The organism is Pseudomonas sp. LBUM1666 (assembly GCF_059695775.1).
Map to the genome: position 1 here is coordinate 3,542,871 of NZ_CP166789.1, position 14,050 is coordinate 3,556,920.

Genomic DNA, 14,050 nt, shown 5'->3' on the forward strand with positions numbered 1-14,050 from the left:
TTCAGAGGCTGGCATCGACCATGCCGTGACGAACCGCCAACAGCGTCAACTCGACATCGCTGCTGATCGAAAGCTTTTCGAAAATGCGGTAACGGTAAGTGTTCACGGTTTTTGGCGACAGACACAGTTTGTCGGAAATGATCTGGACCTTCTGACAGCCGACAATCATCAGCGCGATCTGGATTTCCCGCTCCGACAAGGTGTCGAAAGGCGAATCATTGGTCGGCTGGAAGGATTTGATCGCCAGTTGCTGTGCAATTTGCGGGCTGATATAGCGCTGCCCGGCAAACACCAGGCGGATAGCCTGGACCATTTCCGGCAGCCCGGCACCCTTGGTCAGATAACCCGCGGCACCGGCCTGCAACAACCTCGTCGGAAACGGATCTTCTTCGCACACGGTGACCGCAACGACTTTGATATCCGGATGACTGCGCAATAATTTGCGTGTGGCTTCAAGACCGCCAATGCCGGGCATCTTGACGTCCATCAGTACCACATCGGGTTTCAACTCACGCGCCTTGAGCAGGGATTCTTCGCCTGACTCAGCCTGGCCGACTACTTGCAGGCCATCGATGTCAGCCAGCATTCGTGTAATGCCTGTACGAACGAGATCATGATCATCGACTACTAGCACCCTAATCAAGCAGACACCTCGCGAAATGGTCTTATTGGGTTGCCGACACCTTAGCAAAAAGCAACTGGCAGACCTAGCGGCAAGCGTCATATAAAAAGTTTCAATACATCTTGAAAGGCTTGTCGTAAGCGTGTTTCAGCCGGGCGAGGCATCGATATCGCGCTGCATTTTCAGGAAACACTCGTCTGTGCCGACCACTTTCAGCCCCTTTCTCTCATACAACGCTTGCGCGGGATTGTTTTCAAAAACCGTCAAACGTAATGCCGGACGCCGTTCCTTGCACGCCATGGCGAACACCTGATCAATCGTCCAGGAACCGGCGCCCTGCCCTCGGAACGCTTCGACGATGTGCAGTTCGCGGATGTACAAGGCTTTGGCATCACGACTCAGGCTGACAAAGCCCACCAATGCCTCACCGCGCACAATCAACCAGTTCTCGCGCCCTGCCCAGCCAACATCGAAACCTTCGTCCTGCCACAGCAGATCGTGCTGAATGTAATAGCGCAGCATATTTTTGCGAGTCAGTTCACGAGCGAAGTCGAGGTCCCGGAGCGCCGCCGGACGTAATTCAAATACCATCAAGCCTCCGCGACAGCCACTATTTGCCCCTTCCAGCCATCAGCATCGCGGCGAGCCACGACCATCAGGTTGCCTGTACCCGGTGCGGCTGCAACCAGCGAGCCGTTCGACGCCCAGATCGCGCTGCGTCCTGCCGATTCCCAGCCACCCGTTGCACCGCCATGATTGGCCATCAGGACCGTCATCGAATGAGCGCTGGCGTAGCCTTGCAACAACGCGGTATCCGGGGCGTAGCCGTTTTCCGTGATCAGCACGCCCGCCGCATAGAGATCGGCGCCTTGCTGCGCCGCCGCGGCTGCATGACTGGCGTGAGAGAAATCCGCGCACACCGCTAACGCGACCGTATCGGCACCTACGGTCAGGGGCGAACCACCGGTTCCCGGTGCAAATGCCACTTCCTCGCCTGGATGCAGATGTTGCTTGCTGTAGATCCCGAGCGATCCATCAGCGCCCAACACCAGCGCCCCAATCAATACGGACGAATCCTCCGACAGGCGAATCGGCATCCCGACGACTGTCGTCACACCGACTTCCCGCGCGAAATCCCGTAGCGGTTGCAGAATCTCGGCGTCTGGCGCAATAGCCAATTCAGCCGCAAGTCCACGCTCGTACCCGGTCAGCGATAACTCAGGGAACACCAGCAATTGCACGCCCTGCTCCGCGGCAAGTTGCATGAAGCGCTGATGCCACACAATGTTTGCGGCAAGGTCACCGGCGATGGAGATCGATTGAGCAGCGGCGATGATCAGGGGCGTCATGGTTCGTCCTTGTGACGTTGTATGTAAGCGGAATACAAAGTGTGTCACAACCGGCGACGCACTCAAGCGATAGAAAACGCCTTCGGTGATCGATAGCATTTTCTGATTGAATCCACGTGCCGGCCTCGAGTAAGCTCGGCGCACTCATCGGAGACAAACCATGTTCAACACCCTCTCACAGCTTCGTACCGCCAGCGCCCTGCGCTCGGTGGCGGCTGCCCGGGTGAATGACGCTTGTGCTCCGGTCAGCTTTTATTTTGGGTATTGGTTTAGCCACTGGCGCGCCTGATACCCACACGGCGCCCACTTTAAACGGGTCGCCACCAGAGAATTCTCAACCCCCGGTCGGCTTCCCGACCGGGGGTTTTGTTTTTTCAGCCCCGCACATTTTTAGCGACACACCAGACAACCAGAGGATTCAAAAATGAACTACGCCACTTATTACCGTTACGACAGTTTTACCGCCTGGCGATTTAGCAGCCTCCGCTCGGGACAGCCTGCCGCCTCCGATCGGTCACCCACAGGTGGCAAGCACACACACGCAGCCAATCCGGCCAATTGTCGAACACCCCAGTAGGGCCGAGTGCGCGGGAACGAACCCGCCGCCAGCCCAGGAAGCCCGAATATGAACTCGTCCGTCTCTGCTCTGCCGCTGTCCACCTTGAACCCTGCCAATGAAGCGCTGACCCTGCGTCTGCCCAGCTCATTGCAACTCAAACAGCAACTGCCACTCAGCAACGCCCTGAGCCAGCAAGTCGCCGCCCACCGCCAAGCGGTTCGCGCGATCCTCAACGGTGAAGACTCCCGTCTGCTGCTCATTGTTGGCCCCTGCTCGATTCACGATCCTCAGTCCGCCCTCGAATACGCCAGCAACCTCGCCCGCCTCGCCGCCGAGGTCAGCGATGAAATGCTGCTGGTGATGCGCGCCTACGTCGAAAAACCCCGCACCACGGTCGGCTGGAAAGGCCTGGCCTACGATCCCCGCCTGGATGGCAGCGATGACATGGCGGGCGGTTTGACGTTGTCCCGCGAGTTGATGCGCGAAATGCTCCGACTGGGACTGCCGATTGCCACCGAACTGCTGCAACCGATGGCTGCCGGCTACTTCGACGATCTGCTGAGCTGGGTCGCTATTGGCGCTCGCACCACCGAATCGCAGATCCATCGGGAAATGGCCAGCGGCCTGAGCATGCCGGTCGGCTTCAAGAACGGCACCGATGGTGGTGTCGGTGTGGCCAGCGACGCCATGCGCTCGGCCGCCCATCCACATCGCCATTTCGGTGTCGACAGCCAGGGTCATCCGGCAATCATTCAAACGCCGGGCAATCCCGACACCCACTTGGTGCTGCGTGGCGGACATCGTGGGCCGAACTACGACCGCGACAGCGTCGCCCGGGTGAACAGCGACTTGACCAAACTGAAGATCCCGGCCCGGATCATGGTCGACTGCAGCCATGCCAACAGCGGCAAAGACCCGTTGCGTCAGCCCGCGGTCTTTAACGATGTGCTTGAACAGCGCCTGCAAGGTGATCGATCACTGATCGGCATGATGATCGAGAGTCATCTGTTCGAAGGCTGCCAACCGCTGGGCCCGTCAATGCGTTACGGCGTGTCAGTCACGGACGGCTGCCTTGGCTGGAGCGGAACGGAATTACTTTTGCGCCAGGCAGCCGATCGGCTCAGAGCGCAGAGCAGCGATCAACAATCGGCGTGAGCCCCCCCCTCTTCCAGTCTTCCCATCGAGGACTGGACGTCGGAATCGAGACACGATTAACAGGCAAAGGGTGTTCACGGAGTAGGCCATCGCAGGAAAACGCTCTGTTACAGATAAAAAGATGTCCAAATATTCCGACCAAGACCTCATGCACTTTCGAACTTTCGTACATTTTCTATTCCGTTTTCACCAGGTTACAGCGGCTTCTTCATACAACGCCGAACCACTGGTGTGCTTTAGAGTGAGCCCATCAACACACCTCTGAACGACTGCGAAAAAGGAAAGAACATGCTACGGAATGCAACTACTCAGTATCCGATCCTGTTGGTCCACGGGCTCTTCGGCTTCGATCGCATCGGCAAGATCGAACTCTTTCATGACGTCAAGCAGGCCCTCAGGAGTGCAGGCGCAAGAGTGTTTATCCCGCACTTGTCGGCTACCCATAGCAATGAAGTCCGCGGCGACCAACTTCTGGCGCAGATCGAACGGGTACTGGAAGGAACCGGTGCAAACAAAGTCAACCTGATCGGCCACAGCCAAGGCGCACTCGCTGCACGTTATGCGGCAGCGACAGCGCCGGAGGCAATCGCTTCGGTGACGTCCGTCAGCGGACCGAATCACGGCTCGGAACTGGCCGACTTCTTGCGCAAGGCGCTGACGCCCGGGCGCCTGCCGGAACACGTCGCCGCGACGGTTGCAACGTTGTTTGCGGATTTTCTATCGCTGCTCAGCGGCCACCGTCACCTGCCGCAGAACGCCATCGCCGCTCTGAATGCCCTGACCACCGAAGGTGTAGGCGCGTTCAACGACAAGTACCCCCAGGGCTTGCCAAAAACCTGGGGTGGCAAGGGTCGCGAACTGGTCGACGGCGTACGTTATTACTCCTGGAGCGGCACCTTGCAGGGCGACACCCTCGACAAAGGGCTTGATGCACTGAGTCCGCTGCACGGGTTCCTCCGCGCCTTTTCCCACTACTTCACCACCGAACCCGAGCAGAACGACGGCCTGGTTGGCCGCTACAGCTCTCATTTAGGCAAAGTCATCCGATCCGACTACCCGCTGGATCATCTGGACAGCCTCAGCCAGACCGCCGGTCCGCTGCGCAAGGGCATCGACCCGATTGCCCTGTATGTGCAGCATACGGAGCGTCTGAGAAATGCCGGTCTATAAAGGAATACCGTACCGGCCTGCATAGTCTGTACGGAACTTTGAGAAGAAATAGACCACTGAATCCGGTAGGCTCCGCACTTTACTGAACATTGAAAGGAGTATTTCACCATGGCTAAAGCCACTGCCCGTCACATCCTCGTTGCCAGCGAAGCCAAGTGCAACGAATTGAAAGCCCAAATCGAAGGCGGCGCTGATTTCGCCGAAGTCGCCAAAGCCAACTCCACTTGCCCGTCCAGCCGCCAGGGCGGTGATCTGGGTTCGTTCGGTCCAGGCCAGATGGTCAAGGAGTTCGACGCCGTGGTCTTCAGCGCACCGATCAACGTGGTGCAAGGCCCGGTCAAGACCCAGTTTGGTTACCACCTGCTGGAAGTGACCAGCCGTCAGGACTGATCAACCCTTGAGTTTTCTGCACAACGGCCCGCCTTTTGGTGGGCCGTTGTGTTTGGGATACGTGATACGGGTGGCGAGGGACGCGCCGCTAGCGTACAAATTGTGGTTATTGACCACCCGGCTCTAAGGCTGACAATGCGACTGGCGTTCCCTACTTTATTGTTCACTGCCGTGACCCTGTTGTTGAGCGTCACCGGTGTGAATGCAGCACCGCAGCATGCGTTGACCGTGTACGGTGAACCGGCGAAGTATCCTGCCGGCTTCAGCCATTTTGCCTACACAAACCCGCAAGCCCCCAAGGGTGGCACGATGCGCCGCTCGGCCGTCGAAATCGGTCATTTCGATCATATGTTGCCCTACATCGATAAAGGCATTGGCGTCACACAGATCGACGGCCTGCTTTACTCGCCCCTCGCCCAGCGTTCGCTGGACGAGCCTTACACCGTGTACGGCCTGGTGGCACAGAAGATGGAGCGCTCGGACGACGGTTTGTTCCTGCGCTTCTACCTGAACCCCAAGGCCCGTTTCGCGGACGGCAAACCGATCACGGCCGAAGACGTGCGCTACACCTTCGACCTGTTGATGACCCAGGGTAGTCTGCGTTATCGCACCCAGTTTGCCGACGTCAAAGGCGTCGAAGTGGAATCACCTTTGACGGTTCGGTTCGACTTGAAAAGCAATGAAAACCGTACCCTGCCCCTCGATATCGCGACTCTGCCGGTATTTCCCGAGCATTGGTGGAAGACTCGCGACTTCGCCAATGGCGGCGGTTACGAGCCACCTTTGGGCAGCGGCCCCTACAGGGTAGGAAAGGTCGACTCCGGTCGCAGCATCACCTTCGAGCGCAATGCCGATTGGTGGGGCAAGGATTTACCGGTCAGCCGCGGCCTCTACAACTTCGATCATTTCAGCATCGAGTATTTCGGCGATACCGATGTCGCCCGCCAGGTTCTGCGCGGTGGTGCCTACGACTATAACCGCGAATTTTCCGCCACCGGTTACTCCATCGGCTACGACAGCCCGGCCCTGAGTGACGGGCGCCTGCAAAAGGCGCACCTGGCAACGCAAGCTCCCCAAACGGCTCAGGGCTTTGTGTTCAACCTGCAAAACCCGCTGTTCCAGGATCGTCGAGTGCGTCAGGCGCTGGCCATGCTCTGGGATTTCGAGTGGAGCAACCGGCAGATGATGCGCGATATGTACATCCGCCAGCAGAGCTTCTTTTCCAACACCGACCTCGCCGCCCGAAAGCTGCCGGACGCCGGCGAGCTGGCGATTCTCGAACCACTGCGCGGGCAGATCCCCGACGAGGTGTTCACCCAGGTTTTCGAATCACCGAAAACCGATGGCAGCGGCGTGATTCGCGACAAACAGTTGCAGGCACTCGACTTGCTCGAACAGGCCGGCTGGAAACCCGATGGCGATCAACTGGTCAATGCCGAAGGCAAGTCATTGAGTTTCACTTTCCTGGTCAGCCAGAACGGCATGGACCGATTGCTGCTGCCTTATAAACGCACCCTGAAACAGATCGGCATCGACATGAACATCCGCCGCATCGACTCGTCCCAATACGTGAATCGCCTGATGAGCCGCGACTACGACATGATCGTCACCGGCTACCCGGTCACGACGTCGCCCGGGGGTGAACTGCTCAATTACTTCGCCTCGGTCTCGGCCAACGACCCTGGCGCCAATAACTACATGGTGTTGAAAAATCCGGCGGTCGACACACTGATCGCCGGGCTGGTTCGCGCCACCACCCAACCCGAAATGCTGCACTACGCCCACGCGCTGGACCGGGTGCTGCAATGGAACTACTACTGGATTCCCAACTATTACCCGCCGGGCAGCTCCACCGTGTGGTGGAATCGTTTCGGCAGGCCCAACGAGCAAGCGAGCAATGACGAAGCCATCGAGAGCTGGTGGGAAATCAGTACCACGCCGCTGACCAACCAACAGATGACCGCTGAGCAAATCCGCCGTGGCAAACCCGGAGGGCCGCACTGATGTGGGCTTACATACTGCGGCGTCTGCTGCTGATCATCCCGACGCTGGTGATCATTCTTCTGGTCAACTTCATCATCGTCCAGGCCGCGCCGGGCGGCCCGGTGGAACAGGCCATCGCGCACTTGCAAGGCATCGGCGGCGCGAGTGTCGGCGGCGGTTCCGGCGAACGCATGTCCGGCACCTCCCGATCCAGTCGCGGCCTCGACCCGCAACTGATCAAGGACATCGAAAAGCAATACGGCTTCGATAAGCCGGCGCACGAACGCCTGTGGCTGATGCTCACCAGTTACGCGCGCCTGGACTTCGGCAAAAGCTTTTTCCGTGGCGCGTCCGTCACCGACCTGATCCTGGAAAAAATGCCGGTGACCATTTCCCTTGGGCTCTGGGCAACGCTGATCACCTACCTGGTGTCGATCCCTCTGGGCATCCGCAAGGCTGTGCACCACGGCAGCCACTTCGATATCTGGAGCAGCACCGCGATCGTCATCGGCTACGCCATGCCGGCGTTCCTGTTCGCGATGTTCCTGATCGTGGTCTTCGCCGGTGGCACCTCGCTGAACTGGTTCCCGGTGCGCGGGCTGGTCTCGGACAACTTCGAATCGCTGTCGACCGTGGGAAAAATCGCCGATTACTTCTGGCACTTGGTGCTACCAGTGACGGCGCTGGTGATCGGCGGGTTCGCCACGCTGACCATTCTGACCAAGAACTCCTTCCTCAATGAAATCACGCGCCAGTACGTGGTCACCGCCCGCGCCAAGGGTCTGAGCGAACGCCGAGTGCTCTACGGTCACGTGTTTCGCAATGCCATGTTGCTGGTGGTCTCGGGGATTCCCCAGGCGTTCATCAGCGTATTTTTCGCCGGTTCCCTGCTGATCGAAGTGATTTTCTCTCTCGACGGACTGGGTCGCATGAGTTACGAAGCCGCGGTTTCCCGGGACTATCCGGTGGTGTTCGGTTCGCTGTTCATCTTCACGCTGTTCGGTCTCTTGATAAAACTGGTCGGCGACCTCTGCTACACCCTCGTCGACCCGCGTATCGACTTCGCCGCGAGGAACGCCTGATGTTCAAGCTCTCGCCGCTAGGTCGTCGTCGTTTCGAGCGCTTCAAGAAAAACCGTCGTGGCTGGTGGTCGCTGTGGCTGTTTGTCGGCCTGTTCCTGCTGACCCTCGGTGGCGAGCTGATCGCCAACGACAAACCGCTGATCGTCAGCTATCAGGGCTCACTCTACTTCCCGGCCCTGAAGCGTCATACCGAGCAGGAGTTTGGCGGGCAGCTGCCGTTCCAGGCGGACTACCGCAGCGATTATGTGGAGAAGCTGATTCACAAGGACGGTGGCTGGATGCTGTTCCCGCCAATCCCTTTCAGCGACGACACGCCGAACTATGACCTCAATCAACCGGCGCCCAGTCCTCCGACGAAGGTCAACTGGCTGGGCACCGACGACCAGGCGCGGGACGTGTTGGCCCGAGTGATTTTCGGTGCACGGGTGTCGATCCTGTTTGCCTTGATGCTGACGTTTGTCAGCGCACTGATCGGCATCGCTGCCGGCGCCCTGCAAGGCTATTACGGCGGCTGGGTCGACCTGATCGGTCAACGGTTGCTGGAGGTTTGGTCGGGGCTGCCGGTGCTGTACCTGCTGATCATCCTGTCGGGGTTCGTCGAACCTAATTTCTGGTGGCTGCTGGGGATCATGGCGCTGTTTTCCTGGCTGGCCCTGGTGGACGTGGTCCGCGCCGAGTTCCTGCGCGGACGCAACCTGGAATACGTCAAAGCCGCCCGGGCGTTGGGCCTGACCGACCGCAAGGTTATCGTCCGGCACATCCTGCCCAACGCAATGAACGCGACCCTGAGTTATCTGCCGTTCATTCTGACCGGGGCGATCTCGACCCTTACCGCCCTGGACTTCCTCGGCTTCGGCATGCCCGCCGGCAGTGCATCGCTGGGCGAGTTGATCGGTCAGGGCAAGCAGAACCTGCAAGCGCCATGGCTTGGGCTGACGGCGTTTTTCACCCTGGCGCTGATTCTTTCTTTACTGGTGTTTATCGGGGAGGCGTTACGTGATGCTTTCGATCCACGATCTTGATCCTCGATTTGATGCGGACTGCTGATATGAGTAACAACCTGATCGAAATCCGTGACCTCAGCGTGGCCTTCAGCGGCCAGACCGTGGTGCGCAATCTGTGCCTGGATATTCGCCCCGGCGAGTGCCTGGCGCTGGTGGGTGAGTCGGGCTGCGGCAAGTCGGTAACCGCTCACTCGATCCTGCAACTGCTGCCCGAGACCGGCACCGAAACCACGGGCAGTATTCGCTACCGTGGCCAGGAGCTGGTCGGCGCTCCGGCCAAGGTGTTGCGAGAACTGCGGGGTAACCGCATCGCGATGATCTTCCAGGAGCCCATGACCTCGCTCAACCCATTGCACAGCATCGAAAAACAGATCGGCGAAACCCTGCTGTTGCATAAGGGGCTGGCCGGTAAAGCGGCGCAAGCGCGGATACTCGAGTTGCTGCATCTGGTCGGCATTCAGAAGCCCAAAGAGCGGCTCAAGGCCTATCCCCATCAATTGTCCGGCGGCCAGCGGCAGCGGGTGATGATCGCCATGGCCCTGGCCTGCGAACCGGAGTTGCTGATCGCCGACGAACCGACCACAGCGCTGGACGTGACAGTGCAGCGCAAGATCCTGCTGCTGCTCAAATCCCTGCAACAGCGTCTCGGCATGTCGCTGCTGCTGATCAGCCATGACCTCAATCTGGTGCGCAGCATTGCCCAACGAGTCTGCGTGATGAAGGCCGGCGAGATCGTCGAGCAGGCACCTTGCGAAACGCTGTTTACCGAACCGAAGCATCCTTACAGCTGCGTGCTGCTGAACGCGGAACCGGAAGGTGAAGCACTGCCCCGGGACGAGCGCGAGAACGTGCTTGAGGTGGATGACTTGCGGGTGCAGTTCGCCCTCAGCGGCGGGCTGTTTCAGCGCAAGACCTACCTGAAGGCCGTGGATGGCATCAGCCTCAACATTCAACGCGGCAAGACGCTGGGCATTGTGGGCGAATCCGGTTCCGGCAAGTCGACGCTGGGTCAGGCGATCCTGCGTCTGCTCGATTCCGAAGGCAGCATTCGCTTTCAGGGTGCAGCGCTGGACGGCCTGACGCAAAAACAGCTGCGGCCGTGGCGCAAGAAAATGCAGGTGGTGTTCCAGGACCCGTTCGGCAGCCTCAGCCCGCGAATGTCCGTGGCGCAGATCATCAGTGAAGGCCTTGAGGTGCATAGCCAGTTGACGGCTGACGAATGCAAAGCCGAAGTGATTCGGGCATTGGTGGAAGTCGGACTTGATCCGCAAAGCCGTCATCGCTACCCGCACGAGTTCTCCGGCGGCCAACGTCAACGCATCGCCATCGCCCGGGCGCTGGTGCTGAAACCGGCGCTGATCCTGCTGGACGAACCGACCTCGGCGCTGGATCGCACGGTGCAAAAACAAGTGGTCGCCCTGCTCCGCCAGCTTCAAGAAAAACATGGCCTGACCTACCTGTTCATCAGCCACGACCTGGCGGTGGTGCGCGCACTGGCTCACGACATGATCGTGATCAAGGACGGCAAAGTGGTGGAAAGTGGTGCCAGCCACGACGTGTTTGAATCGCCGCAGCATCCGTATACCAAGGAGCTGTTGGCGGCGGCGCATCCTGGGGCTGTGCGATGAACACCACCGAAAGCCTCAAGGACTACCAGCGCGTTCGCCTGCTGGCGATCCGTTCGTTGTTCGAGATCATTGAGCAGTCGAGTGAAGGCACGGTGATTGTCGACCGCGATGCGAACATCGTCTGGATGAACGAGCGCTATGCCCGGCGCTTCGGCCTGGAATCGGCGGAAGTGGCGATCGGCAAGGCCTGCGAAAGCGTGATCCCCGGTAGTCTGTTGCGCGAGGTGGTGCGCACGGGGCGGCCGATCTTGCTCGACATGCAGGACACCCCCAAAGAACCACTGGTGGTGATGCGCCTGCCGATTCATGACGACGCCGGCGTGGTGATCGGCGCCATCGGGTTTGCGCTGTTCGACGAGTTGCGCAGCCTTTCGCCGATGCTCAAGCGCTACATGAGCATGCAGGAAGAACTGGCGTCCACCCGCTCGCTGTTGCGGTCGCGGCAAACCAAGTACAACTTCGCCCACTTCATCGGCACCAGCGCCGCCAGCCTCGAAGTCAAGCGCCGCGCCCGACGCAGTGCCAGCGCGGAATCCCCGGTGTTGCTGCTCGGTGAAACCGGCACAGGCAAAGAGCTGCTGGCTCAGGCGATCCACGGCGCTTCGCCGCGCGCGCACAAAGCCTTTGTCAGTATCAACAGCGCGGCGATTCCCGAATCGTTGCTGGAAGCGGAATTCTTCGGCACCGCGCCCGGCGCATTTACCGGTGCTGATCGCAAGGGCCGTGCCGGCAAGTTGCAGATCGCCCAGGGTGGCACCCTGTTTCTCGATGAAATCGGCGACATGCCGTTGCCACTGCAAAGCAAATTGCTGCGGGTACTGCAGGAAAAGGAATTCGAGCCGGTGGGCTCCAACGAAGTGATTCAGAGCGATGTGCGGGTGATTGCCGCGACCTCCACGGATTTGGAAGCCGCGATCAAACGCGGTGAATTTCGCGCCGACTTGTATTACCGCCTCAACGTGCTGCCCATCCAGGTCCCGCCGCTGCGGGATCGCCTCGACGATCTCCCGGCTCTCAGTGAAGCGATTCTAGAGGAGCTGCGCAGTCAACACGAATTGAACCGTGAAGCCCTGAACCTGCTGGGTCAGCACGCCTGGCCGGGGAACATTCGCGAGCTGCGCAATGTGCTGGAGCGGGCGGCATTGCTCAGCGATGACCTGGTGCTGAACACCGATGATATCCGCGCGGCGATTGGTACGTTCACACCGGTAGAGCGTGTGGCGCCGGTAACGATTGAACCGGTTGCGCATGAGACGTTTAGTGAGGCTCGGGAGCGGTTTGATCGACAGTTGATCGAAGCCGCCCTCGCGCAATGTGGCGGGAAGGTTGTTGAAGCAGCGGCGCGGTTGGGGCTGGGGCGGTCGACGTTGTACAAGAAGATGGTGGCGTTGGGGATTGTTGAGTCTCAATAAAGAGACATTAATCTCTATTGGTAGACAGAGCCTCTTCGCGGGCAAGCCTCGCTGCCACAGTGACTGCGTCGAGCCACAAATTCAGCGGTAAACAAAAAACCTGTGGGAGCGTGGCTTGCCCGCGAAGACGTCCGCACAGCCGTAAAAAGTCTCAAATCAGAGACAGATAACTGAAAATCGCTTCACCAATAAAAAAATATCCTTATATTTCAATATGTTGAACGACTGGCACGAAACTCGCTATAGCCCTCTCCCACAAAGATTCACAACACAAAAATAACAATCCAGGAGACACACCATGAGTGTGATCATTGCCTTGGCAGCCCTCACGCTGCTAATGCTCGCGGCTTACCGTGGCTACAGCGTTATCCTCTTTGCCCCGATTGCCGCCCTCGGCGCCGTTCTGCTCACTGACCCTTCCGCCGTCGCCCCCGCCTTCACCGGGGTGTTCATGGAGAAAATGGTCGGTTTCATCAAACTGTATTTCCCGGTATTCCTGCTTGGCGCAGTGTTCGGCAAGCTGATCGAGCTGTCGGGCTTTTCGCGCTCCATCGTCGCCGCGGCGATTCGCCTGCTCGGCACGAGTCAGGCGATGCTGGTGATCGTGCTGGTCTGCGCCCTGCTGACTTACGGCGGCGTGTCGCTGTTCGTGGTGGTGTTCGCGGTCTACCCGTTTGCTGCTGAAATGTTCCGCCAGAGCAATATTCCCAAGCGACTCATCCCGGCGACCATCGCCCTCGGTGCATTCTCGTTCACCATGGACGCCCTGCCCGGCACCCCGCAAATCCAGAACATCATCCCCAGCACCTTCTTCAACACCACCGCCTGGGCCGCGCCTTGGCTGGGCCTGATCGGCGCGATCTTCGTGGTCTGCGCCGGCATGCTGTTCCTCCAGCGCCAACGCAACAAGGCTCAGCGCGCCGGTGAAGGGTATGGCACCGATCTGCGCAACGAGCCGGAAACCGCGGCCGACATCAAACTGCCCAATCCGTGGATCGCCGTGTCGCCGCTGTTGGCCGTCGGCATCATGAACCTGCTGTTCACCCAGTGGATTCCACAGTGGTACGGCAAGACCCACAGCCTCGCGCTGCCGGGCATGGCCGCACCAGTGACCACTGAAATCGCCAAGCTCACGGCGATCTGGGCCGTTCAGGCAGCCTTGCTGGTCGGCATCATCATGGTGCTGGTGTTCGGCTTCCAGGCGATTCGCGGCAAGTTGGCCGAAGGCAGTCGAAGCGCGGTCAGCGGTTCGCTGTTGGCGGCGATGAACACCGCGTCGGAGTATGGCTTTGGTGCGGTGATCGCCTCCTTGCCGGGCTTCCTGGTATTGGCCGACTGGCTCAAGAGCATCCCCAATCCGCTGGTCAACGAAGCGATTACCGTGACCCTGCTGGCCGGCATCACCGGTTCCGCATCGGGCGGTATGAGTATCGCGCTGGCCGCCATGGCCAATGACTTCATCGCCGCGGCCCATGCGGCAGACATTCCGCTGGAAGTGCTGCACCGCGTTGCCGCAATGGCCAGTGGCGGCATGGACACCCTGCCGCACAACGGCGCGGTGATTACCTTGCTGGCGGTGACCGGCCTGACCCACCGCGAAGCCTACAAAGACATTTTCTGTATTACGCTGATCAAGACCCTGGCGGTTTTTGTGGTGATCGGTACTTTCTACGCCACTGGCATTGTGTGAGGTATA

13 protein-coding genes are annotated in these 14,050 nt (G+C 59.4%); 10 read left to right on the forward strand and 3 right to left on the reverse strand.

Translation table 11 applies throughout. The features are described 5' to 3' along the window. Position 1 precedes the first annotated feature (1 nt). From gacA to ACA056_RS16060, 3 genes are all read right to left on the reverse strand, one after another. On the reverse strand, positions 2 to 643 hold the full coding sequence (gene gacA / locus ACA056_RS16050; RefSeq protein ID WP_123368181.1) for a response regulator transcription factor GacA: 642 nt from the start codon (positions 641 to 643) through the stop codon (positions 2 to 4). Positions 644 to 769: 126 nt separating this feature from the next. Next, positions 770 to 1,213 carry a GNAT family N-acetyltransferase gene (locus tag ACA056_RS16055; protein ID WP_497266011.1) on the reverse strand — a complete coding sequence of 148 codons (444 nt, stop codon included), beginning with the start codon at positions 1,211 to 1,213 and terminating at the stop codon, positions 770 to 772. Beyond that, a complete protein-coding gene (locus tag ACA056_RS16060; RefSeq protein WP_497266013.1) occupies positions 1,213 to 1,971 on the reverse strand; it encodes a carbon-nitrogen hydrolase family protein in 759 nt (252 codons plus the stop codon). Before ACA056_RS16060 ends, ACA056_RS16055 begins: the two co-directional genes overlap by 1 nt. A 160-nt stretch (positions 1,972 to 2,131) precedes the next feature. On the opposite strand from ACA056_RS16060, the gene ACA056_RS16065 reads away from it, so the two are divergent. From ACA056_RS16065 to ACA056_RS16110, 10 genes are all read left to right on the forward strand, one after another. Further along, on the forward strand, positions 2,132 to 2,260 hold the full coding sequence (locus tag ACA056_RS16065) for a hypothetical protein (protein WP_497266015.1): 129 nt from the start codon (positions 2,132 to 2,134) through the stop codon (positions 2,258 to 2,260). A 336-nt stretch (positions 2,261 to 2,596) separates the two neighbouring features. After that, positions 2,597 to 3,685: a 3-deoxy-7-phosphoheptulonate synthase gene (locus ACA056_RS16070; RefSeq protein WP_497266017.1), complete on the forward strand. Its 1,089-nt coding sequence runs from the start codon at positions 2,597 to 2,599 to the stop codon at positions 3,683 to 3,685. Positions 3,686 to 3,973: 288 nt separating this feature from the next. Then, positions 3,974 to 4,855, forward strand: coding sequence for a lipase family alpha/beta hydrolase (locus ACA056_RS16075; RefSeq protein ID WP_497266019.1), 882 nt, complete (start codon positions 3,974 to 3,976; stop codon positions 4,853 to 4,855). Between the two features lie 108 nt (positions 4,856 to 4,963). After that, complete coding sequence (locus ACA056_RS16080) at positions 4,964 to 5,245, forward strand: peptidylprolyl isomerase (protein WP_046048458.1); 282 nt, start codon at positions 4,964 to 4,966, stop codon at positions 5,243 to 5,245. A 135-nt stretch (positions 5,246 to 5,380) separates the two neighbouring features. Then, positions 5,381 to 7,249 (forward strand): extracellular solute-binding protein, encoded by a 1,869-nt coding sequence (locus tag ACA056_RS16085; protein ID WP_497266022.1) that lies wholly within the window; start codon positions 5,381 to 5,383, stop codon positions 7,247 to 7,249. Then, positions 7,249 to 8,310 (forward strand): microcin C ABC transporter permease YejB, encoded by a 1,062-nt coding sequence (locus ACA056_RS16090; protein WP_497266024.1) that lies wholly within the window; start codon positions 7,249 to 7,251, stop codon positions 8,308 to 8,310. The genes ACA056_RS16085 and ACA056_RS16090 overlap by 1 nt, the downstream gene beginning before the upstream one ends. After that, positions 8,310 to 9,332 carry an ABC transporter permease gene (locus ACA056_RS16095; RefSeq protein ID WP_497266026.1) on the forward strand — a complete coding sequence of 341 codons (1,023 nt, stop codon included), beginning with the start codon at positions 8,310 to 8,312 and terminating at the stop codon, positions 9,330 to 9,332. The genes ACA056_RS16090 and ACA056_RS16095 overlap by 1 nt, the downstream gene beginning before the upstream one ends. A gap of 26 nt (positions 9,333 to 9,358) precedes the next feature. Beyond that, positions 9,359 to 10,942, forward strand: coding sequence for an ABC transporter ATP-binding protein (locus tag ACA056_RS16100; RefSeq protein WP_497266028.1), 1,584 nt, complete (start codon positions 9,359 to 9,361; stop codon positions 10,940 to 10,942). Beyond that, positions 10,939 to 12,354, forward strand: coding sequence for a sigma-54 interaction domain-containing protein (locus ACA056_RS16105; protein WP_497266030.1), 1,416 nt, complete (start codon positions 10,939 to 10,941; stop codon positions 12,352 to 12,354). Before ACA056_RS16100 ends, ACA056_RS16105 begins: the two co-directional genes overlap by 4 nt. A gap of 298 nt (positions 12,355 to 12,652) precedes the next feature. Continuing rightward, a complete protein-coding gene (locus tag ACA056_RS16110; protein ID WP_497266032.1) occupies positions 12,653 to 14,044 on the forward strand; it encodes a GntP family permease in 1,392 nt (463 codons plus the stop codon). Positions 14,045 to 14,050 lie beyond the last annotated feature (6 nt).

Bases quoted from the DNA above. Each gene is read 5' to 3' on its own strand.
- ACA056_RS16055 (WP_497266011.1), bottom strand. From the start codon at position 1,213: ATGGTATTTGAATTACGTCCGGCGGCGCTCCGGGACCTCGACTTCGCT.
- ACA056_RS16060 (WP_497266013.1), bottom strand. From the start codon at position 1,971: ATGACGCCCCTGATCATCGCCGCTGCTCAATCGATCTCCATCGCCGGT.
- ACA056_RS16065 (WP_497266015.1), top strand. From the start codon at position 2,132: ATGTTCAACACCCTCTCACAGCTTCGTACCGCCAGCGCCCTGCGCTCG.
- ACA056_RS16070 (WP_497266017.1), top strand. From the start codon at position 2,597: ATGAACTCGTCCGTCTCTGCTCTGCCGCTGTCCACCTTGAACCCTGCC.
- ACA056_RS16075 (WP_497266019.1), top strand. From the start codon at position 3,974: ATGCTACGGAATGCAACTACTCAGTATCCGATCCTGTTGGTCCACGGG.
- ACA056_RS16080 (WP_046048458.1), top strand. From the start codon at position 4,964: ATGGCTAAAGCCACTGCCCGTCACATCCTCGTTGCCAGCGAAGCCAAG.
- ACA056_RS16085 (WP_497266022.1), top strand. From the start codon at position 5,381: ATGCGACTGGCGTTCCCTACTTTATTGTTCACTGCCGTGACCCTGTTG.
- ACA056_RS16090 (WP_497266024.1), top strand. From the start codon at position 7,249: ATGTGGGCTTACATACTGCGGCGTCTGCTGCTGATCATCCCGACGCTG.
- ACA056_RS16095 (WP_497266026.1), top strand. From the start codon at position 8,310: ATGTTCAAGCTCTCGCCGCTAGGTCGTCGTCGTTTCGAGCGCTTCAAG.
- ACA056_RS16100 (WP_497266028.1), top strand. From the start codon at position 9,359: ATGAGTAACAACCTGATCGAAATCCGTGACCTCAGCGTGGCCTTCAGC.
- ACA056_RS16105 (WP_497266030.1), top strand. From the start codon at position 10,939: ATGAACACCACCGAAAGCCTCAAGGACTACCAGCGCGTTCGCCTGCTG.
- ACA056_RS16110 (WP_497266032.1), top strand. From the start codon at position 12,653: ATGAGTGTGATCATTGCCTTGGCAGCCCTCACGCTGCTAATGCTCGCG.